At 68.5% G+C, this 20,528-nt stretch carries 21 protein-coding genes; 11 read left to right on the top strand and 10 right to left on the bottom strand.

Annotated elements, in window-relative coordinates; genetic code table 11:
- Nucleotides 1–38 precede the first annotated feature (38 nt).
- From ACVBD7_RS16965 to ACVBD7_RS17015, 11 genes are all read left to right on the top strand, one after another.
- A complete protein-coding gene (locus ACVBD7_RS16965; RefSeq protein ID WP_458094412.1) occupies nt 39–701 on the top strand; it encodes a TetR/AcrR family transcriptional regulator in 663 nt (220 codons plus the stop codon).
- Nucleotides 702–778: 77 nt separating this feature from the next.
- Nucleotides 779–1,606 (top strand): ABC transporter permease, encoded by an 828-nt coding sequence (locus ACVBD7_RS16970; protein WP_458094413.1) that lies wholly within the window; start codon nt 779–781, stop codon nt 1,604–1,606.
- Between the two features lie 3 nt (nt 1,607–1,609).
- Nucleotides 1,610–2,695: an NAD-dependent epimerase/dehydratase family protein gene (locus tag ACVBD7_RS16975; protein ID WP_458094414.1), complete on the top strand. Its 1,086-nt coding sequence runs from the start codon at nt 1,610–1,612 to the stop codon at nt 2,693–2,695.
- On the top strand, nt 2,682–3,512 hold the full coding sequence (locus ACVBD7_RS16980; RefSeq protein ID WP_458094415.1) for a GNAT family N-acetyltransferase: 831 nt from the start codon (nt 2,682–2,684) through the stop codon (nt 3,510–3,512). The genes ACVBD7_RS16975 and ACVBD7_RS16980 overlap by 14 nt, the downstream gene beginning before the upstream one ends.
- A 10-nt stretch (nt 3,513–3,522) precedes the next feature.
- Complete coding sequence (locus ACVBD7_RS16985; protein ID WP_458094416.1) at nt 3,523–4,584, top strand: dihydrodipicolinate synthase family protein; 1,062 nt, start codon at nt 3,523–3,525, stop codon at nt 4,582–4,584.
- The gene (locus ACVBD7_RS16990; RefSeq protein WP_458094417.1) at nt 4,581–5,345 is read left to right on the top strand and encodes an ABC transporter ATP-binding protein; all 765 of its coding nucleotides are present in this window, start codon (nt 4,581–4,583) and stop codon (nt 5,343–5,345) included. Before ACVBD7_RS16985 ends, ACVBD7_RS16990 begins: the two co-directional genes overlap by 4 nt.
- 307 nt (nt 5,346–5,652) lie before the next feature.
- A complete protein-coding gene (locus tag ACVBD7_RS16995; RefSeq protein WP_458094418.1) occupies nt 5,653–6,312 on the top strand; it encodes a DUF72 domain-containing protein in 660 nt (219 codons plus the stop codon).
- Nucleotides 6,313–6,570: 258 nt separating this feature from the next.
- Complete coding sequence (locus ACVBD7_RS17000; protein ID WP_458094419.1) at nt 6,571–7,509, top strand: hypothetical protein; 939 nt, start codon at nt 6,571–6,573, stop codon at nt 7,507–7,509.
- A 26-nt stretch (nt 7,510–7,535) separates the two neighbouring features.
- Complete coding sequence (locus ACVBD7_RS17005; protein WP_458094420.1) at nt 7,536–8,855, top strand: serine/threonine protein kinase; 1,320 nt, start codon at nt 7,536–7,538, stop codon at nt 8,853–8,855.
- Nucleotides 8,852–10,183: a metallophosphoesterase gene (locus ACVBD7_RS17010; RefSeq protein WP_458094421.1), complete on the top strand. Its 1,332-nt coding sequence runs from the start codon at nt 8,852–8,854 to the stop codon at nt 10,181–10,183. Before ACVBD7_RS17005 ends, ACVBD7_RS17010 begins: the two co-directional genes overlap by 4 nt.
- A gap of 425 nt (nt 10,184–10,608) precedes the next feature.
- Nucleotides 10,609–10,764 carry a hypothetical protein gene (locus ACVBD7_RS17015; protein WP_458094422.1) on the top strand — a complete coding sequence of 52 codons (156 nt, stop codon included), beginning with the start codon at nt 10,609–10,611 and terminating at the stop codon, nt 10,762–10,764.
- A gap of 116 nt (nt 10,765–10,880) precedes the next feature.
- Here ACVBD7_RS17015 and ACVBD7_RS17020 read toward each other — a convergent pair whose 3' ends face one another.
- The 10 genes from ACVBD7_RS17020 to ACVBD7_RS17065 all read right to left on the bottom strand — a co-directional run bounded on the left by ACVBD7_RS17020 (nt 10,881) and on the right by ACVBD7_RS17065 (nt 20,399).
- Nucleotides 10,881–11,690 (bottom strand): ABC transporter permease, encoded by an 810-nt coding sequence (locus ACVBD7_RS17020; protein WP_458094423.1) that lies wholly within the window; start codon nt 11,688–11,690, stop codon nt 10,881–10,883.
- Nucleotides 11,687–12,523, bottom strand: coding sequence for an ABC transporter permease (locus tag ACVBD7_RS17025; protein WP_458094424.1), 837 nt, complete (start codon nt 12,521–12,523; stop codon nt 11,687–11,689). Before ACVBD7_RS17025 ends, ACVBD7_RS17020 begins: the two co-directional genes overlap by 4 nt.
- A gap of 4 nt (nt 12,524–12,527) precedes the next feature.
- Entirely contained in the window at nt 12,528–13,643 is a 1,116-nt protein-coding gene (locus tag ACVBD7_RS17030; RefSeq protein ID WP_458094425.1) for an ABC transporter ATP-binding protein, read from the bottom strand.
- A complete protein-coding gene (locus ACVBD7_RS17035; protein WP_458094426.1) occupies nt 13,586–14,638 on the bottom strand; it encodes an ABC transporter substrate-binding protein in 1,053 nt (350 codons plus the stop codon). The genes ACVBD7_RS17030 and ACVBD7_RS17035 overlap by 58 nt, the downstream gene beginning before the upstream one ends.
- A 23-nt stretch (nt 14,639–14,661) precedes the next feature.
- Nucleotides 14,662–15,903 (bottom strand): NAD(P)/FAD-dependent oxidoreductase, encoded by a 1,242-nt coding sequence (locus ACVBD7_RS17040; RefSeq protein ID WP_458094427.1) that lies wholly within the window; start codon nt 15,901–15,903, stop codon nt 14,662–14,664.
- Complete coding sequence (locus tag ACVBD7_RS17045; RefSeq protein WP_458094428.1) at nt 15,903–16,280, bottom strand: RidA family protein; 378 nt, start codon at nt 16,278–16,280, stop codon at nt 15,903–15,905. Before ACVBD7_RS17045 ends, ACVBD7_RS17040 begins: the two co-directional genes overlap by 1 nt.
- A 14-nt stretch (nt 16,281–16,294) precedes the next feature.
- Nucleotides 16,295–17,431, bottom strand: coding sequence for a M24 family metallopeptidase (locus tag ACVBD7_RS17050; protein ID WP_458094429.1), 1,137 nt, complete (start codon nt 17,429–17,431; stop codon nt 16,295–16,297).
- Nucleotides 17,431–18,759, bottom strand: coding sequence for an NAD(P)/FAD-dependent oxidoreductase (locus tag ACVBD7_RS17055; protein ID WP_458094430.1), 1,329 nt, complete (start codon nt 18,757–18,759; stop codon nt 17,431–17,433). Before ACVBD7_RS17055 ends, ACVBD7_RS17050 begins: the two co-directional genes overlap by 1 nt.
- Before the next feature lie 104 nt (nt 18,760–18,863).
- Entirely contained in the window at nt 18,864–19,793 is a 930-nt protein-coding gene (locus tag ACVBD7_RS17060) for a LysR substrate-binding domain-containing protein (protein WP_458094431.1), read from the bottom strand.
- Nucleotides 19,794–19,883: 90 nt separating this feature from the next.
- On the bottom strand, nt 19,884–20,399 hold the full coding sequence (locus ACVBD7_RS17065; RefSeq protein ID WP_458094432.1) for a DUF6525 family protein: 516 nt from the start codon (nt 20,397–20,399) through the stop codon (nt 19,884–19,886).
- Between the last annotated feature and the right edge of the window lie 129 nt (nt 20,400–20,528).

Consider the following 20,528-nt stretch of genomic DNA (forward strand, 5'->3'; position numbering starts at 1 on the left):
AACAATTTTCCAACCAAATGGTTGGTAAGGACGCCAGCATGCCGAACCGAGCCACCGCCCGGCGGCCGGCCCCGCGCCGCGAACCCGGCAGGCGGGACCCGGAGAGCACGCGCCGCGCCCTGCTCGAGGCCGCGATCGGCGAATTCGCGGAAAAGGGCCTTGCGGGTGCGCGCGTGGACGAGATCGCGGCACGGGCGGAGGTCAACAAGCAGCTCGTCTACCACCACTTCGGCACGAAGGAGGACCTGTACACCGTGGCGCTGGAGGCGGTGTACGCCGACATCCGCCAGGAGGAGCAGGCGCTGCACCTGGACGATCTGCCGCCGCGGGAGGCGATGGAAAAGCTGGTCGGCTTCTCCTTCGACTATCTCAGCACTCATCCCGAGTTCGTGGCGCTCCTCAACGACGAGAACCAGCACGGCGGCCGCCATGTGCGCGCCTCCGCGCGGCTGCGGCAGATGCACTCACCACTGGTGGGCATGGTGGAGGAAACGCTTCACCGCGGAGCCCGAGAGGGGCTTTTCCGGGACGACCTGGATGCCGTGGATCTCTACATCACCATCGCCGGCATCTCGTACTTCTTCTTCTCCAACAACCGGACCCTCTCCGCCATCTTCGGCAAGCGCCTGGACACCCGCCCCGCTATCTCGCGTCATCGGGCTCATGTGATCCGATTCGTCCTGGCCGCCCTCCGCCCCTGACCTTCCCTTATCAACTGTCCGGTTGACACGCTTCCTCCCCTCCTCCTAGCGTTTCGGCTCGGGAAGAAGGGTCCGGCATGACAGCGGAGGCGAGCACCGACCGAGCAGCCGATATGGCTGTGCGCGACCCGCGCCGGGATGCCGCCGCCAGGGCCATGCGGCGGCGCTGGGGCATCATCCTGCTCGTGCATCTCGCCGCTATCCTGCTTTGGGAGGTGCTGGCACGGATGGCAGGCCTGCCCGCCTTTCTCCTGCCCGCACCGAGCGCAGTAGTAGCGACCCTGGGCAACCCGAACCATGCCTGGCTGTCGAACACGCTGGTCACCCTGGCGGAGATTGGAGGCGGCTATGTGCTGGCAATTGTGCTCGGCGTCGCGGGCGCGCTTCTCTTCACCTGGTCGCGCACCCTATCGCTGCTTGTGTTCCCGCTCCTCGTCACGCTCAACATGATTCCGAAGGTGGCGCTCGGCCCGATCATGATCGTGTGGCTGAGCTACGGCATCTTCACCAATATGCTCATCACCTTCAGCCTGTGCTTCTTCCCGATCCTGCTCACCACCGTGCGCGGGCTGCAGGAGGTGGAACCGGATCTGCTGGACCTCGTGCACTCGCTGAAGGGCTCGCGCTGGCAGGTGTTCCGCTACATCCAATTGCCCGGCGCCCTGCCCTACATCTTCTCCGGCATGAAGGTCGCCTCAATCCTGGCGGTGGCCGGCGCGGTGGTGGGCGAGTTCGTCGCCTCCGAACGCGGCCTCGCCTATCTGATGATCCAGGTGCAGAGCTCGCTCGATACGGCGTCCATGTTCATGGCCGTCATCATCCTCACCCTGCTCGGCCTTGCCCTCTATCTCCTCGTGCTGGGGCTCGAGCACCGCTTCGTCCCGAAGGACGCCAGGAAGGGATAGGCCATGTCCGCCCCCGACACCGAAAAGCCCATCGAGACCACCGGCAGCCAGCACTGGCTCGACGCCGCCGACCTGCCCGACCGCGTCGCGGACGAGACCGAGCTGGACGAGCTCCTCTCACGCCCCAGCCGCGCGCTGGCCGCCGACCTGGCCTCCCTGGATGGGGACATCATGGTCCTTGGCGTCGGCGGGAAGATGGGCCCCACCCTCGCCCGCCTTGCCCGCCGCGCGGCACCGGGCAAGCGCGTCTTCGGCGTGGCCCGCTTCAGCGAGGCGGGGCTGCAGCAGGGGCTGGAGCGGCATGGCGTCGAGACGATCGCCTGCGACCTGCTGGACCGCGACGCGCTGGAGAAGCTGCCGCGCGCGCGCAACGTCATCCTCATGGCCGGGCGGAAGTTTGGCGCCAGCGGCGACCAGTCCCTGACCTGGGCGATGAACACCCATGTGCCGGCGCTGGTAGCGGAATCCTTCCGTGCCTCCCGCATCGTCGCCTTCTCGACGGGCTGCGTGTACCCCTTCGTGCCCGTCACCGGCCCCGGCTCCACCGAGGACAGCCCGCTCGATCCGCCCGGCGAGTACGCCTTCTCCTGCATCGGGCGGGAGCGGATGATCCAGCACTTCTCCGCCCAGCACGGCACGCCGGGCCGCCTGTTCCGCCTGAACTACGCGATCGACCTGCGCTACGGCGTGCTGTTCGACGTGGCGACGAAGGTGATGCGCGGCGAGCCGGTCGACGTGACGATGGGCCATGTCAACGTGATCTGGCAGGGCGACGCCAATGCCCAAGCGCTGCGCTGCCTGGCGCACGCCACCGTGCCCGCCGCGCCGCTCAACGTGACAGGGCCGGAGACCATCCCTGTGCGCTGGCTCGCCAAGGCCTTTGCCGAGCGGCTGGGCAAGCCCGCGACGGTCACCGGCCAGGAAGCGCCCACGGCCTGGCTGAACAACGCGGCCGAGGCGGCGCGCCTCTTCGGCTATCCCGTCGTGCCGCTGGCGCGGATGATCGATTGGGTGGCGGATTGGGTCGCGCGTGGCGGCAAGGCGCTGGGCAAGCCGACGCATTTCGAGGTGCGGGATGGCGCTTACTGAGGCCCCTGCGGTTGCCGCGCTGAACGCATCCGCCATGGCCGGCTGCCTCGCCCTCTCGCGCGAGGCCGGGTGGAACCAGGTGGACGCGGATTGGCGGCTGTTCTTCGAGCAGGGCAGCGTCTTCGGCATCGGCGGCGACAGGCCGGTTGCGACCGTGGCCATCCTGCCCTACCGGGAGGGTGGCTTCGCCTGGATCGGCATGGTGCTCGTCACGGCCTCCATGCGCGGGCGTGGCTTGGGGACGCTGATCCTGCGCCACGGCCTTGCCCTGCTGGCCGAGACGGGCCTCTGCCCAGTACTTGATGCCACGCCGGCCGGAGCGCGCATCTATCGTCCCCTCGGCTTCGTCGAGCAATTCGGACTGACACGCTGGCGGGGCCCAGGGGGCGGCGGAGCGCCCATCGGCCCGCGCCCGGCAGCGAGGGGCGATCTGCCGCTTCTGGCGTCGTTGGACAGCGCTGCGTTCGGCGCTCCCCGCGCCCCGCTTCTTCAGAAACTGATGCAGCGCGCCCCGGCGCTCGGCTTCGTGGAGGGCAGCAGCTTCGTTCTCGGCCGGGACGGCGCCCGGGCGATCCAAATCGGCCCGCTGGTTGCACCCGACGAGGCGGCGGCGCTCCCGCTGCTGCAGTCCGCGCTGGCCCATGCGCGGGGCGAGGTGATCGTTGACCTTGCCGATCGCTGCACGGAACTGGCCGATGCCCTTCGCGCCCGCGGCTTCGCCCCCGAGCGCCCCTATACCCGCATGGCGCTGGGCCATGCCGAACCCTTCGGGGACCCGTCCCGCCTCATGGCGGTGGCGGGGCCCGAGCTGGGCTGAGAGGACCACCATGCCGCTGCACCGCACGGAGCTGCCGCCCGAGACGCTCGCCCTGCTGCGTCAGGGTATCGCCATCCCCGCCCATCCGCTGGCGCTGGACGCACAGCGCCGCTTCGACCGCCGCCGGCAGCGCGGCCTGACGCGCTACTACGTCGATGCGGGGTCGGGCGGGCTCGCGGTCGGTGTGCACACCACGCAGTTCGAGATCCGCGATATCGGCCTCTACGCCCCCGTGCTGGAAGCGGCGATGCAGGATGCGCGCGGCTGGACGGAGCGGCCGATGGTGATGGTGGCCGGGCTTGCCGGCCGCACGGCGCAGGCGGTGCAGGAGGCGCGCACGGCCGTTTCGCTCGGCTACCATGCCGGCCTGCTCAGCCTGGCCGCCATGAAGGGCGCCTCGCCCGAGGAGATCCTGGAGCACTGCCGAACCGTCGCGGCGGAAATCCCGCTGGTTGGCTTCTACCTGCAACCCTCTGTCGGTGGCATCCCGCTCGGCGTGGATTTCTGGCGCGCGTTCTGCGCCATCGACAACGTCATCGCGGTCAAGGTCGCCCCCTTCAACCGCTACCGCACGCTGGACGTGGTGCGCGGCCTGGCAGAGGCACGCGCCGAGGAGCGCGTGACCCTTTACACCGGCAATGACGATCATATCGTGCTCGACCTCATTACCCCCTTCACCGTGAAGCGGGACGGCGAGGCGGTGACGCTGCGCTTCCAGGGCGGCCTTCTCGGCCACTGGTCGGTCTGGACCCGCGGCGCGGTAGGATTGCTGGAACGCTTGAAGGCCGCGGTGGCAGCCGGCCCGCTCCCGCCCGAGATTCTCGCGCTGGATTCCGCCGTGACCGACTGCAACGCCGCCTTCTTCGATGTGGCGAACGACTTCCATGGCTGCATCGCCGGCTGCCACGAGATCCTGCGCCGCCAGGGGTTGCTGGAGGGCACCTGGTGCCTCAACCCGGCGGAGGGCCTGAGCCCGGGCCAAGCGGAGGCGATCGACCGCATCTGCCGCCTTTATCCCGAGTTCTCCGACGACGAATTCGTCGCCGCGAACCGGGAGCGCTGGCTGTCGTGACGGAACCCTTGATCAGGCTGGACAAGGTCCGCAAGACCTATCGCACGGACGGCGAGGATTTCACCGCCGTTTCCGACGTCACCATGACGGTGAACGAGGGGGATCTCGTCTCCCTCGTCGGTCCCTCCGGCTGCGGCAAGACCACGGTGCTGAAGATCCTCGCCGGGCTGCATGAGGCCAGCGACGGCGTCGTGCGCATCGGCAACGCCACTTCCGGCTTCGTGCCCGGGCGCGATGTGGGCATGGTGTTCCAGCAGGCCCTTCTGCTGAAATGGCGCACCATCCTGGAGAACGTGACGCTCCCGGCCGAGATCCTGGGGTTGCCGAAACAGGAGGCGCGCGAGCGGGCGCGTCATCTGCTGTCCATGGTGGGTCTGCGCGGCTTCGAGGATAGCTATCCGTATCAGCTTTCCGGCGGCATGCAGCAGCGCGCCGCCATCGCCCGGGCCCTGGTCCACGACCCGAAGCTCATCCTGATGGATGAACCCTTCGGTGCCCTGGATGCGCTGACGCGGGAGAAGATGAACCTGGAAATGCTGCGCATCTGGCAGGAGAGCGGCAAGACCATCCTTTTCGTCACGCATTCCATACAGGAAGCCGTGTTCCTCGGGTCGCGCTGCGCGGTGCTGACCGCTGGTCCGGCGCGGATGGCCGATTACTTCAGCATCGACCTGCCGGCCGCACGCGGCCTGGACATCAAGACGACGGAGGCCTTCGGCGTCTATGTGAAGCGGATCTACGCGCAGCTCGGCATGCACTGACCTGCCGCAAGAGGGCCGGATCCCCTCGCCCACGATCTGCGCCAAGGTACTTTGCGCTCGCGACAGTGCGCGCCGACAGTGCCAGTTCCGGGCGGAAAAGCCTTCCGTCAAGCCAGCGGTTCGGGAAACACACACTGGACGGTACCGTTGTCGAACATGGCGATCTGCAAGCCCAGCCCCCACCGCGTCCATGTAGGACGAGCAGCCCGAGGCAGATCATCGGCACGTAGGAGACAGAAAGACCGTGGGTATCTTCGTCGGGACAGCCGGGTGGAGCATCCCGAAGCATTGCGCCTCTGCCTTCCCTGTGGAAGGCAGCCATCTCCAGCGCTATGCGGGCCAGCTTTCTGCGGTGGAGATCAACTCCTCCTTCTACCGGCCTCACCGGCCGTCCACCTATGCCCGATGGGCTGCCAGCGCGCCGCCCGGCTTCCGGTTCGCCGTGAAAGTGCCGCGCGAGATCACCCATGACCGACGGCTGGTCGACACGGCTGCGCCGCTCGAGCGCTTCCTTGGTGAGATCGCCGCCCTCGGCGAAGCCCTGGGTCCGCTTCTCGTCCAGCTTCCGCCCAGCCTGGCCTTTGACGCCGCGTCGGTACGGCGTTTTTTAGCCGAGCTGCGCGAGCGTTCCCACGACGGTATCGCCTGCGAGCCTCGCCACCCCAGCTGGTTCACCGATTCCGTGGATGCCTTGCTCTCGGAATTCCAGGTGGCGCGCGTTGCGGCCGATCCGGCGGTGGTGCCCCGGGCGGCCCAGCCGGGCGGGTGGCCTGGCCTCGCCTACCATCGCCTGCACGGCAGCCCGAAGGTCTATTATTCAGCTTACCCGCCCGACGTGATCGAGACCGTGGCAAGGCATTTGGGCGAACCGGCGCCGGGGGTGCAGGAACGGTGGTGCATCTTCGACAACACGGCCCTTGGCGAAGCCACCCGGAACGCTCTCGATCTGACAAAACTGTGCGGCTGATCCTTCGATAAAGGTTTCAGGCGCCCGGGCGTGAGTGGCTCGGCGGCATCCAGCACGGCCTTCGACAGGCCTTGGCCTCCCGCAACACGCCGCGTCCCTTCATTCCGCAAGTGGAGGCGGCGATGCCCTCCACCATTGGTTCGCGGAGACCAGACCGCCCTTCCGCCTGCCAGCCGGGTGAACTTCCACCTTCCCATTCCGTTACATGCCGGCGCAGGTCGAATACCCGTCGTTCTGCCTTGTTCTTGGAGTAGATGAATGAGCGGCACTGAGCACTCGCCCACCCCGCCCGTTACCGGTCCGGATTCCGAGGCGGTTCCCGTCACGGCGCCCGGCGCCGTCACGGTCCCGGAGAGTGGAGCGATGTCCGACGGTTCGCCGACCTCGGGCGAGACCTCCGCGGATGCAGCGCCAGCATCGGAGACCTCGTCCGGTGTCGCGGAGCTCGCGACGGAGCTCCAGGCTCCGCAGCCCCGGGGCAAGACGAAAGGCGTGGCGGATATCGTCTTCGTCGTCGATGTCAGTGGCAGCATGGCGCCATGCATCGATGCGCTCCGCTTCAATATCGAGGCCTTCGTCGACTCCCTGAGCCGCGGCGATGCGAACAACGCTGCCCCGGTGAAGGACTGGCGCGCCAAGGTAGTCGGCTACCGGGACCTGGAGAGTTCCGTGTCCGAGGGGCTTCCCTGGCTTGAGGACAATGCTTTCGTGCGGGATGTGGCGGCCCTGAAGTCGCAACTCGGCGCTTTGAAAGCCGTGGGCGGCGGCGACGAGCCGGAATCGTTGCTGGACGCTCTCTACAAGATCGCGACGATGGAAGCGCTGCCGAAGGGAAGCCAGAGCATCGATCCCGGCAAGTGGCGTTACAGGAGCGATGCCGCCCGGGTCGTCGTCGTGTTCACCGACGCCTCCTTCAAGGAGACGATGAGCATCCCCGAGGCCAAGGGCGGATCGCTGCAGGATGTCGCGAACGTCGTCATGGCCAACCGCATCATCCTCAGCCTCTTCGCCCCTAATTTCGAGGGCTACGATCGCCTCAGCCAGATCGACAAGTCGGAATGGGAGGTGGTGGAGTATGAGGGCCTGAACGCGCAGGAGGCCCTGCAGAAGTTCACCGCCGATCCCGCCAACTTCCGGAACACGCTCAAGCAGCTCGCGGCAAGCGTGTCGCGCTCGGCCGAGACCGTGGCGCTTTGACCGTGCACGGAGCCTGAGGCCCGGCCATGGCGAAGAAGCTCAAGGTCGGCGACATCATCCGCGGCTACCGGATCACCAAGGTGTTCGGGCCGGGGATGATGGCGATTTCCTATGCGGCGCAGGCTCCGGCAGGCCAGAAGGTCTTCTTCAAGCAGTACAAGTCGCCCGCTCCCACGGTCGTCTGGTACAAGGCATTTGTCGCCTACCAGAAGGAGCTCTCCGCGCGTGTCGTAAGCGGCAAGGCTGCCCATTTCGCAGTCCGCCAGATCGATGCCTTCGAGGAGACCTGGGGCGGACGCTGCTACTTCCAGGCCTATGAGTTCGTCGAGAACGGCGCGGACCTGCAGCAGGTCCTCGACCAGGAGCGGGAGCAGCACCGGCGGACGGGATCACCGGCGACCAGCGATCCCGCGGTGTGGGCGCAGCACGTGACCTGGGCGAAGGTGCTCATGGCCGGAATCGCGGCGCTGCACGCGTCGCGGATCGTCCATGCCGATCTCAAGCCCGCGAACGCCTATCTCATCAAGGACCCGACAATCGGCTCCGGCTACCAGCTGAAGCTGATCGATATGGATTTCTCGCTGCTCGCGGATCAGCGGGCACCCTGGCACGGCTTCCAGGGCTATGTCGGCACCGACAACTACCGGTCGCCGGAACATCTCGTCCGGGGAGGGATCCCGCAGCCTGCATCGGACATCTTCACCTGTGGGCTGATGCTCTACGAGCTGCTGGCCGGGCAGCACCCCTACTGGTCCGACGAACCCGGGGAATACGCTAGGCGGGTTCAGGCCTATGAAGCGGCGCCGCCGGCCCTGGTGGGCATGATGCCGGAGCCTTCCCGCAACGCCGATGTCAGCGCCGCCCTGCACCGCTGCCTCTCCCCAGACCCGGCGGCCCGGCCCACGGCGGAGGAGCTTCGCGCCGTGCTGAGCGGCCGCGACCGTAAGCCCGCGGCGGCGCTGGTGCCGCCGAAGGCTGCTCCGGCTCCCGTCTCCGCCACGCCCGCCGCTTCGCCACCCCGGAACCCGCTCCTTTCCGAAGGCATCGAACTGCTGGGGGGCGATGGCCGCTCGCTGCGGATCAGGGTCCGCACGGAGTTGGGCAAGGTGCTGATGAGGCAGTTCGGTCCGGAGGCGGAGTTCTGGGACAACCGCCAGTGCGTGATCGAGCGCGGGCCCGCCGGGCAGTGGGTGCTGGCACCCGTCGGCCCGACCACCAACGAAACCCTCGTGAATGGACGCGCCCTGACCTCGCCCCGCCCCCTGAACCAGGGTGACGTGATCGCCGTTGGCCGCGAGGCCAAGAAGGTGGCCAAGCTGCCGTTGACCTTGCGCGCCGCCGGATGACCGAGGCGCCGGAGCATCCTGCCGCGCCGGCTCCTGATGAGCCAGGCCCGGAACCTGCAGTGCCGGAACAGGCAACCGGCGCATCGCCGGCACCGGCGTCATCCAGTACGGCCGGGGCTGGCACGGAGCCCACGGTTCTGCCCATGACCGCCGAGGTTCCGGTACAAGGCGAGCCAGCGCCAACCGCCCCTATTCCCGCCGCAGCGACCGCGGCGGAGATCCAGATACCGGAGCCACGGGATCTACGTGACCTTGACTGGGATAGAATCCGCCAATTGGTTGATCCCGCCGCGCTGCGTGCCCGGATGCGCCTGTCCGTGGAAGCCATAGAAGGCCTGCTCGACCAGGCTGGTGGACCCGGCTTGCTCTTCGACGGTGACCGGGCCGGCCCAGGCGATCGGGCCATCCAGGTGAAGGCACTGAATGCCGAGAGCCCATTCTGGATCATCGGAGACCTGCACGGCGATTTACTGGCCCTGGAAGCGGCACTGGCCACGATCGCACAGGAGACGCCCGGCTCCGGCGCGGAGCGGCCGCGCATCGTCTTCCTCGGCGATCTGTTCGACGATGAGGGTTACGGCCTGGAGGTCCTCCTACGGGTGTTCGAGCTCATCCTCGATGCGCCGGAACGGATCTGCGTGGTTGCCGGCAACCATGACGAGGCCCTGTCCTATGACGGGGTTCACTTCTCCTCCAGCGTCTCACCCGCCGACTTCGCCGACTTCCTGAACGCGCATCTCAACCACGAGTGGATCGAGCGCGCGGGAAAGGCCGCTGTCCGGTTCTTCGCGGCGGCGCCGCGCGCGCTCTTCCTCCCCGACGGACTGCTGATCGCTCATGCAGGGTTCCCGCTGGCCGATCTGCACGAGCGACTGGCCGGAAGCGGCGACTGGAACGACCCGGCCTGCCTCGCGGACTTCACCTGGACCCGGGCCCACCCGACGGCGCGGCGGAAACTGCCCAACCGGTATTCCCGGGGAAGCCAGTTCGGCTACCAGGATTTCGCCGCCTTCTGCGAGCTCAGCACCCGCCTCGGGCGGCCTGTCACGCATATGGTCCGCGGGCATGACCACGTTGAGGAACGCTACGCCATCCCTCCCGCCTACCGCGCACGTCCGCTGCTGACGACCGTGGCGCTGTCGCGCCGCCTGCCGCGTGAGGCATTCGGTCCGCGCGAGCGCGTGCCGACCCTTGCACGCCACATCGAGGGCGCGCTGCCCCAGGTCTATCGGATGCATATTCCCGCGCCGATGATCGACGCACTCTATCCGGAACCGCCGGCCGACGGCGGCAGAGCTGCGCCGCCAACCCCGGAGGCCCGACCGTGACCAGTGTTGTCCTGCGCTGTCCGAATTGCGGAACCACCCAGGCATCACCGGGCGAGTGCGACGCCTGCCACGAGGCGCAGGTCCGCTACTTCTGCACCAACCATAATCCCGGGCAGTGGCTGGCATCGCCCAAATGCCCGCAATGCGGCGCACAGTTCGGCGTGGCCGATCCCGTGCGACGAGCTGCCCCACCACCTCCACCGCCGTCTCCCCAGCCGGAAAGGCGGGCCGCCCTCTCGGCCCGGCCCAGGGTCCCGGCACCCGCGCCCATGCCTGCCCCTGCGCCGAGGCGTAAAAGGAGCCCGTGGGGGCCGGTCATCCCGCCTTCCGGAGGCATGGAGCGCGACGTGTCCATGGGGCGCCTGCGGGACATGCTCGCGGGTGCAGCCCGGTCCAGACGGGTGCCGGACGCCGGATCCTATGGCATGGACACCCCGCCGGTCCCGGCAAGGGCCGGATGCCTGGGACGGGCGCTTTTGCTGGTCGTGCTGTTCCTTGGGCTTCTGCTGATCCTGTCCGTTTCCGCGGGCGGCCCGATGCTGCAGATCCTGCTGAACCTCCTCCTGTCCTCCAACAGCTGACGATCCGTCGCGCGTCCTCGCTGCTCCCGCCCCCGCCGGCTTTCCCCGACTCCCGCTGAACGGGTCACCGCCGTCTCCCTGAAGCCGAAAGGTCCCTCGGGGATGGCAGCTCGCCTTTAGCGCGTGGGCATGCCTCCAGCTCCACCGCGCAGCCGGCGGAGCAGCGCATCGATCCCGAGGGCGAGCGCCGTGACAGCGATCAGCAGGCTCGATACGGCAGCAATGGTCGGCTCCACCTCAAGCAGCAGGCTGTTCCAGATCCGGACCGGCAGGGTTTCCGAGCGGAAACCCGCCAGGAAGATCGAGATGACCAACTCGTCGAAGGAGGTCAGGAAGGCGAAGAGTGCTGCTGAAACCACCCCCGGCAGGGCAATCGGCAGAACCACCCGCCGGAACACCCCCCAGCGCGTGCAGCCGAACACCATCGCCGCCCGCTCCAGCGCGGGATCCACGGTGCGGAGCGCGGACTGGAGAATCACCAGAACAACGGGCAGCGCGACAACAGAATGCGCGACGGCGATCCACGGCCGGACGCCGACGAGGCCGAGGCGCGAGGAGAGGAAGTACACCGCCACAGCCGTGATCACATGCGGCACGATCACCGGCGTGAGCAACAGTGCTGCCACCACGCGCTTGAGCGGGAAATGCGCCCGGACCATCGCATAGGCCGCGAGGAAGCCAAGGGTGGTCGAGATCAGGGAGGCCATGACGGCGATCATCACGGAATTGACGATCGCCTGCCGCCAGCGCGGGTCGCCGAGGAACCGCTCGTACCACTGGGTGGAGAAGCTTTCGGGCGGGAACTTCAGGTAGCCGTCGCCGGAGAAGGAGGCGATCGCGACGATGACGATCGGTGCCAGCATCCCAATGCAGAGAAGCGTCACCAACGCCTTCAGCAGGGTGTCGCGTAGGACCGGGCCCATCATCGTGCGGCCTCCCCAGGCTCGGCGAAGCGGCTGTAGACCGCGTAGAGGGTGAGGGTCACGGCGAGAAGCACCACCGTCATCATGGCCGCGGCGGGCCAGTTCTGGGTGATCTCCACCTCCCGCTCGATGAGCATGGCGATCATCACGTCGGACGGACCACCCATCAGGGCGGGAGTCACGAAGAAGCCGATCGCCAGGATGAAGGTGATCAGGATGCCGGCCACCACCCCGTGCATGGTCAGCGGCACGAAGACGCGGCGGAACACCTGCGCGGGCGTCGCGCCCATTCCTTCGGCCGCCTGAAGCAGCCGGTGATCCACCGCCTTCATGGCCGCGTAGAGCGTCAGCACCATATAGGGCAGCAGGACATAGGTCATGCCGATCACGACGCCGAGCCGGTTGTAGAGAAGCTGCAGCGGCTCCTCCACGATCCCCAGCCCTAGCAGGATCTGATTGATCAACCCGTTGCGCCCCAGCAGCACCATCCAGGCATAGGTCCGCACGATGGTGCTGGTGAAATAGGGCAGCACGATGCAGAGCAGGATGGCGGTGAAGGCCAATCCCCGCGCGCGGGACAGCACGTAGGACATGGGATAGCCGATCAAGAGCGCGAGCAGCGTGACGACGGCCCCGATCCAGCCTGTGTTTACCAGCGACCGCCCGACGCCGCCGGAGAACAGCACCGCCTCCGCCTCCTCCACGAACTCGGCCCAGGTGGCGAATTCTTGCATCGAGCCGATGAGAAACCATGCGATCGGAATCAGGAACAGCGCGGCAAGCAGCAGGAATGAGGGCAGCAGGAGCAGCAAGGCCCCTTGAAGGCGAATGGGCATCGGATCAGGCCGCCAGCAGCCGGCTGTCTTCGGCGCGCCAGGTCAGCTGCACTGCCTCGCCAGGCGGATGCAGGGTGATCCCCGCCGCGTTGGCGGCATCGCAGAGGATGAGTGCGCCCTCGGCGACCTCCACCTCATAGCGGACGACGTTGCCGAGGAAAGAGGCGTGTCGCACGCGGCCCGGCAGGGAGTTCGGGCCTGCCCCGGCGCCCTCGCCGGCGATTGAGACTTTCTCGGGGCGCACGAAGAGCCTCCCCTCGGCCGCCTCGACGCGCCCGGCGCCGGCCTGGATCGGCATCCCGCCCGGCCCCGCGACGCGGTCGCCATCCCGGCGCGCAACAAGCAGGTTCGCCTCCCCGAGAAAGGCGGCGACGAAGGTGGAATCCGGCCGCTCATACACCTCACGCGGCGGCCCCATCTGCGCGATCCGACCGTGATTCATAATCGCGATCCGGTCGGACATGGTGAGCGCCTCCTCCTGGTCGTGGGTGACGTAGATCACCGTCGTGCCCAGGCGGCGCGAGATCTCCTTGATCTCCACCTGCATGTGGTAGCGCAGGTTTTTGTCCAGCGCGCCAAGCGGCTCGTCCATCAGCACCACGCGCGGGTGGGCCACGATGGCGCGCGCCAGCGCCACGCGCTGCTGCTGCCCGCCGGAGAGTTGGCGGGCATAGCGCCGCTCGAAGCCCGTCAGCTTCACCATCGCCAGCGCCTCGGCGACGCGGGTCTGGATTTCAGCTTTGGGAGCGCCCTTCACCGAGAGCGGGAAGGCCACGTTCTCTGCCACGTCCAGATGCGGGAAGATCGCGTAGTTCTGGAACACCATGCCGAGCCCGCGACCGCGGGGCGGGACATGCGTCATGTCCTGCCCGTTCAGCATCACGCGCCCTGCATCGGCAGTGACGAAGCCGGCCAGCATGGAGAGGGTGGTGGTCTTGCCGCTGCCGGACGGACCGAGAAGCGTGAAGAACTCCCCCGGCGGGATGGCGAGGGACACATCCGCCACCACCGTCTCCGAACCGTAGCGCTTCGTCACGCCCTCGAGGGCGACGGAGCCCTCCATCAGCGCTGCACCCAGCGCGACCAGGTGCGGCTGACGCGGTCCCGGTTGTCCTCCCACCACTCGATGTTCTGGTAGAAGCCCAGCCGAAGGGACTGCTCCCCACCCGGCATGCGCTCGCGCTCCTCCGCGGTCAGCAGCGGGAAGGCCTTCAGGTTGGTCGGGCCATAGATCAGCGGCTTGGCGTATTCCGCCTGCACCGCGGGCTGCATCATGAAGTCGATCAGCTTCTGCGCGCCCTCGACGTTGCGCGCATCCTTGAACACGCCCAGCGCCTGCACCTGGATCATGTGCTCGTTCCAGGTGTAGCCGAGCTTGGCGCCGCGATCGATCAGCACCTGCAACCGCCCGTTCCAGATGGAGCCGGCCACCACCTCCTTGTCCGACAGCATCTGGCCGGACAGCGCGCCGGTGTCCCAGAAGCGGCGGATCTGCGGGCGGATGCGGTCCATCACGCGTAGCGCGCGGTCCACGTCGATCGGGTACAGCTTGTCGCGCGGCACGCCATCGGCCAGCAGCGCGAATTCGAGGCTGGCCGAGCCCGCGGCCATGTCCGTCAGCATCCGCGGGCCAGGGAAGCGCCCGGCATCCCAGAAGTCCTTCCAGGAGGCCGGCGGGTTCGCGCCGAAATGCTCGGTGCTGTAGCCGAGCACGCTGGCATAGACGAAGTTGCCGACGCGGTGGGACAGCTTGACCTCGGGGTTGATGTCCTCGGGCTTGGAGCGGGTCCAGCTGTCATAGGCGATGGGCGCCAGGGCTCCCATTCGCTCCAGCCGCATCAGCTGGTGGTCGCCCGTGTCGATCAGGTCCAGCTCCACGTTCCCCGCGCGGAACATGGCGAGCAGCTTGGCGGCGGTGGCCGCCACCGGGCGCACCTGGATGCCGGTCTCCCGCGTGAAAGGGTCGTAGACCACGCGCCGCATCACGTCGTCATAGGTGCCGCCGGGCGTGCGGACGATCACCTCGCCCGCCGCATGGGCGCGGCGCGAGAGAAGGGCCGGTGCGGCGAGCGCGGTGCCGAGGAGCAGGCGCCTGGGGATGGTCGCGGAAGCCATGGTTCGCCCTTTCTGTGGGTGAGTCAGTGGAAGCGGGTGATGGAGTAGGGTGCCACGTCGATGGCCGGAACCTGACCAAGAATCGTGCCGGCGACGAGGGCGCCGCTTGGGGGGCCGCCGGTCATGCCGAAATGGCCGTGCCCGAAGCAGAGATGCAGGCCGGGATGCCCAGGCACGGGGCCGAGCACCGGCAGGCTATCCGGCGTGGAGGGCCGGAAGCCCATCCATAGCCGCGGCTCGCCCGCCTGCATCTCCGGGAAGAGCTGGAGCAGGTGCTGCATCAACCGGGCCGCACGCCGTTCGTCCGGCGGTGTCTCCGGCCCCGCGATCTCCACCGTGCCCGCGACGCGAAGCCCCTCCTCCATCGGCGTCACGCCGAAGTTCCGGGACTTGTAGAGGATCGGCAGCCGCGGCTCGATGCTGGGGGACGGCAGCATGAGATGGTAGCCGCGCTCCGTCTCCAGTGGGACGGAAACACCCAGCGGATCGAGCATCGCGCGGGACCAGGCGCCACCCGCGACGACGACCTGCCCGGCCCGCAGGTTGTCGGTGTTGGTCATCACCGTCCACCCGCTGCTGCTGTCCGGGATCAGCTTCATGGCCCGCTGCGGCAGGATGGTGCCGCCCGCCTCCAGCAGCAGCTCGGCCAGGCGGCGCACGGCACGGGGTGGGCTGACGGTGTGGCCATTGCCCGGGATCAGGAGGCCGCGCGTGACATGGCGGGCAATGCCGGGGAAGATCTGGCGGATATCGTCCTGGCCCAGCTCCTGCGCCTCGATCCCGTGTCGCGCGCGCAGCCCGCGCTCCAGCACCGCGCCGGCGGTCTCCTCCGCCTCGTCCCAGAGCTGGACCTGGCCGCTGCGGCGAATCAGCGCCGTGAAGTCCGGCCCCAGAAGGTCGCGCCAGGCATCGAAGGCGCCGCCATGCAGGCGGGCCATGGCATCCGATATGGCGTGCACGCGGTCCATCCGGCCGGCGCGGATCCACCGCGCCAGCCAGGGCGCGGCTTTCGGCAGGTAGGCGGGGCGCACCGCCAGCGGCCCGAGCGGATCCGCCAGCCAGGACGGCACCTTGCGCAGCATGCCCGGCAGCGCGATCGGCACCACCGTTTCGGCGCTGATCAGCCCGGCATTGCCGAAGGACGCGCCGCCCGCCGGGCCCAGCGGGTCGATCACCGTCACGCGGCGCCCCGCGCGCGCCAGCGGCAGCGCGGTGGAAAGCCCGGCGACGCCTGCGCCGAGGACGATGATCCCCGCCGATTGCATCAGCCCAGATGCGCCGTGGCGATCAGCTCGATCCGCATGCCAGGCGCGAGCAGTTCCCTGGCCACCACCGTGGCGCGGCAGGGATAGGGCTCCTGGAAGTACTCGCGATACACGGCGTTCATCCCGGCCGCATCCGCCGGATCGATCAGATAGACCTGGCAAAGCATGACATCGGCCAAGCTGCCGCCCGCACCCTTCAGGGCCATGCGCAGGTTATCCAGCGTGCGGCGCGTCTGCACGTCGATGTCGCCCTGGATGATTGCCCCGCTCACCGGGTCCTTGGGAACCTGCGCGGTGATCACGAGGTTGCCCTTCTTCACGGTGCCGCTGATCGGTCCCTTGGAGGGCACGATGCCGGTATCGACGACGTCGAACATGGTGGATGGTATCCCTATCGGTTGACGAGAAGGCCGCGCGGCAGGGCGGTCAGCAGTTCCGGGCCGGTCTCCGTGACCAGCACCGTCTCGCTCAGCGCCGCGCCGCCGGCAGAGGCGTAGACATGCATCACCATGCCCGCTTCCAACCGCCAAGTGGCGCCCGGGTGGAAGATGCGCGTGAAGTCGCTGGTGCGTGGCCCGGCATCGCCGTAGAGGCCGAGCGTATAGGCGGTGATGTTGTCGTAGCTGTCGCGCAGCCCGGCGGCGAGCACGCCCTCGCGCATGATGGCATCCACCTCGCCGGCCACCGTACCGGGCTGCATCGCGGCAATCTGCCGGTCCTGCAGTTCCGCCAGGACCTCCGCAGCCCGTTGACGCTCCGGCTCCGGCTCGCCGAGGACGACGCATCGCATCATGCGGCTGGAATAGCCGTACACCCGCGGCGTCAGCTCGATATGCACCACGTCGCCCATGGCCAGGGGCTCGTCGCCGAGATGGCCGTGCAGGAAGTCCCAGCCGCGGCCTGCGGTGATGGGGCCGGGGCGGTAGGGATCGCCGCCCATCTCGATGAAGGTGGCCTGCGCGATGCGCGCCGCGTCCCGCTGCGAGGCCCCGGGCACGCAGGCAGCCGCGGCGCGGCGCAGCGCCTCGTCCCCGATAGTGGCGGCCTTGCGCAGCAGCGCGATCTCGGCGGGCGACTTGATCAGCCGCAGCTCCGCCACCACGGGGCCGATATCGACGAAGCGCGCATCCGGCAGGGCGGCCTGCATGGCGCGCATCCGGGCGATGGAGGTGCCGTAGCTCTCGAAGTCCAGGCCGATCGTGGCCCGTTCCAACCCGCGCGCGCGCAGCGCCTCGGCCAGCACCGGCACCGGCTCCTCCCAGTCGCGGAAGGTCGGCACATCCGCGATCCAGCTCCGCTCGCGGCAGACCGAGGCGTCCAGCGCGCGGATGAGGAAGAAGGGCTCGGCCTCGAGCGGAATGGCAACGCAGCGCCAGCGATTGGCGGAGCTGCCGAAGCCGGAGATCCAGGTCATCGCCTCGATCTCGTCGAACAGCGCCACCTCCACACCGGCCGAGCGCAGGCGCGCCTTCAGCCGGTCGAGCCGCAATCCGAACTCCGCCGCGGTGAAGTGGGGATGCGCCCCCACTAGGCCGCGCCCTTCGGCACGCGCCAGCCGTCCAGCCGGTCCTTGAGCTGGTAGGACAGGCCGACCACCGGCAGGAACCAGGGATGGCCGGTATAGAGCGGGCGGGTCGGGAAGGGCAGGCGCGCGAAGGCGGAGGGCTTGTTGGCGGAACCCAGCATCTGCCGCGCGGTGGCGGTGCCCAGATGCGTCATCGTCACCACGCCGCTGCCGTTGCAGGCCATGGCGTAGTGCACGCCGTCCTGCTCGCCGAGATGCGGCATCATGTCGAAGGCGAAGGCGACATTCCCCTTCCAGGAATGCGAGATGCGGACATCGCGCAGCGCCGGGATCAGATGCGTCAGGTAGCGATGCAGCGTCGTGCCGGAAGCGCGGAGATCGGCATTTACGAAGCTGGCGCGCCCTCCGAAGAGGATGCGGCGATGATCCGGTGAGGGCCGGAAGTAGTAGAGCACCTTTTTCGTGTCGCCATAGACCCGGAGTTGCGGCAGCGCCTTCCGCACCCGCTCCTCGCCGATCTCCTCGGTCGCGATCATGTAGCTGGCGACGGGGATGAGACGCCGGCGATGCCACGGCGTGGCCCCGCCGGTGTAGCCATTGGTCGCGATCATCAGCCGGGCGGTGCGCAGCGTCCCGTGGCTGGTCTCGACCACGAAGCCGCCATCGGCCTCCCGGCGATAACCGCGCATTTCGACGCCGCCCATCAGCGTTGCGCCCAAGCGCTCGGCGGCCGCAGCGAGGGAGCGCACATACTTCGCGGGGTGAAGCGACCCTGCCCGGCGCAGCATCATGCCGCCGAAATAGCGGTCGGTCGCGATCTCCTCGGCCACGCGGTCGCGCGGGACGAAGAAAGCCTCCTCCCCACCGGCGGCGTTGATCAGATCGATGCGTCGCTTCAGCCCATCGAGCGCAGCGGGCGCGTGGGCGCCGACGAAGCGGCCGCAGCGCACGTAGTCGCACTCCAGTCCCTCGCGCGCGACGAAGCCCTCGAAATCCTCGAAAGCCTGCTCGCCCTCCTCCATCAGCTCGGAGACGAATTGCCTGCCGAAGGTCTCCACAAGGTCGGAGCGGGATTTGCCCAGGCTCCCGGCGCCCCCCAGCGCGCCGCCATTGCGGGAGGAGGCGCCCCAGCCGATCGCCTCACGGTCCAGGACCAGGGGGCGCACACCGTTCCGCCCCAGCTCGATCGCCGTGGACAGCCCGGCGATACCGGCTCCAATGATGATAGCATCGGCCGTGTCCGGCAGGGGCAGCGGCACCGGCGGAGGGGGCGGTGCCGCCTCCCACCAATAAGGGCGTTCCAAGAAGCCGGGGCCGAAGGGGTCGCTCATGAGACGCGATGCTGACATGTGACAGCGGCATTGCGGTCATATCAAATCGGCATGGCGGTATCGCCCCGCTTATGGCGCGAGATTCCTCTTCGCGAAATACTTGGTCAGATCCGCGTCTTACGCTTCATCTCGCTCATCACCGATCGCACAGAGGACCGGATGGCCTGGAATAGCTCGGCGCGCCCGAAATTGTCCGGCGCCTCCTCCGGCCAGATCAATCGGTAGGTCACTTCGATCGCGGGCTCGAAGGGGCGAAGCACGAGCCCGGCGCCCATGGAGGGCGCGGCCGCCAACGGGTCCACCACCGTAATGCCAGCCCCTGCCGCGGCCATGGCTGCCGCCCCGCTGGTCATGCGGCACTCGGCGATCTCGCGGGGCCGGGCGCCGCTACTCTCCAGCGCGGCATCCACCCTGGCCTGCCGCCCTTCCTCTCGCGAGAGCGCGATGTAGGGCTCGCCATCCAGGTCGGCGGCGCGGACAGTTGCGTGCCTGGCCAGGCGATGGCCGGGCGCCATGGCGCACATGGCCCTGTTCCGGGCCAGGACGGTGGTTCGCAGCCCCGGAATATCTGGGATTTCCGTGACGAGCCCGAGATCCGCCTGCCGGGACGCCACCATCCCGATCACGCGCCCGACCGTCCCCGAATGGATGATGAGCTGCTCTCTCCGTTCCGCCCGTCCCCACTCCGCCGCGGCACGGGGCAGGACCGCCAGGGTCAGCAGAGGGATTGCGGCGATGACGATCCGCCGCGGCGTGCCGCGCCGCAGCCGCTCGGTCAGGGCCGCGATCTCCTGCACCCCGATGAAGACCCTCTCCGCCTCCTCGTGCAGGGCGTGCGCGTGTTCCGTCGGAACAAGCCGGCCACCGACTCGTTGGAAAAGAGGAAAGCCCGCCAGTGTCTCAGTCTGTGCCAGGAGGCGGCTGACGCCGGGCTGCGACATGCCCAGCAATGCGCCGGCACCCGTAACGCTGCCGGTCCGCATGACGGCGCGGAAGATCTCAAGGTGCCGGTATTCGAGGGTACGCGCTGCCATGCTCCATGGTTCGTGGATGGAGGATGAGGGCGTCAAGGGCGGCGGTAAGGCCGATCCGCCCTTCCGCCAGCGCCCGCTTCCTCTCCGAGCCTAGCGCCGGGAGCGACGGCCTGCCGAGCGCTTGGCCTGCGCCTTGGATGGCTTTGCGGACCGTGGCTTGGACGGCTTCGCTGCCCGCGCCTGGGATGATTTCGCCGCCCGTGCCTTGGCCGGCTTCGCCGCTGGTGCGTTGGGCGGCCTCACGGCTGGGGCGAGGACAATCGGATTGGCTTCGGGAATGCCGTCCGCCCCGACATAGCGCTGCAGCGTCGCGCCGGCCGCGAGGTGGGGATAGGCCTCGGCGCCTTTCGGCCATGTCCGCGCGAAGGCGGCCACCTCGGCATGGTCGTGCTTGCGGATGGTCTCGACGAGGACGGACGCCGCCTGCGCCGGCCGCAGCCGCTGCCGGCGCAGCAGGTGAAGATGCCATTCGCGGGCGCGCAGGGGACACCAGTCCACCAGGGCCTCCTGCAGCGCCCGGCGCACCTCGGCCGGCAGTTCCTGATACGCCTGGTACGGATCACCCTTCAGCTTGCTGTAGGGCTTGGCAGCCATGCTGTTGTCCATGCCGGCCTTCTAGCCAACGGCAAACCCCAGGGGAACCGCGTGGCCGACGGGCAGGTGCTCGGCTGCGCACCGGCGTGCTGGTCACCGCCGGATTTGTGCCAGGTGACCAGCGCGATACGGTCTAGGCCT

The organism is Roseomonas sp. WA12 (assembly GCF_054165765.1).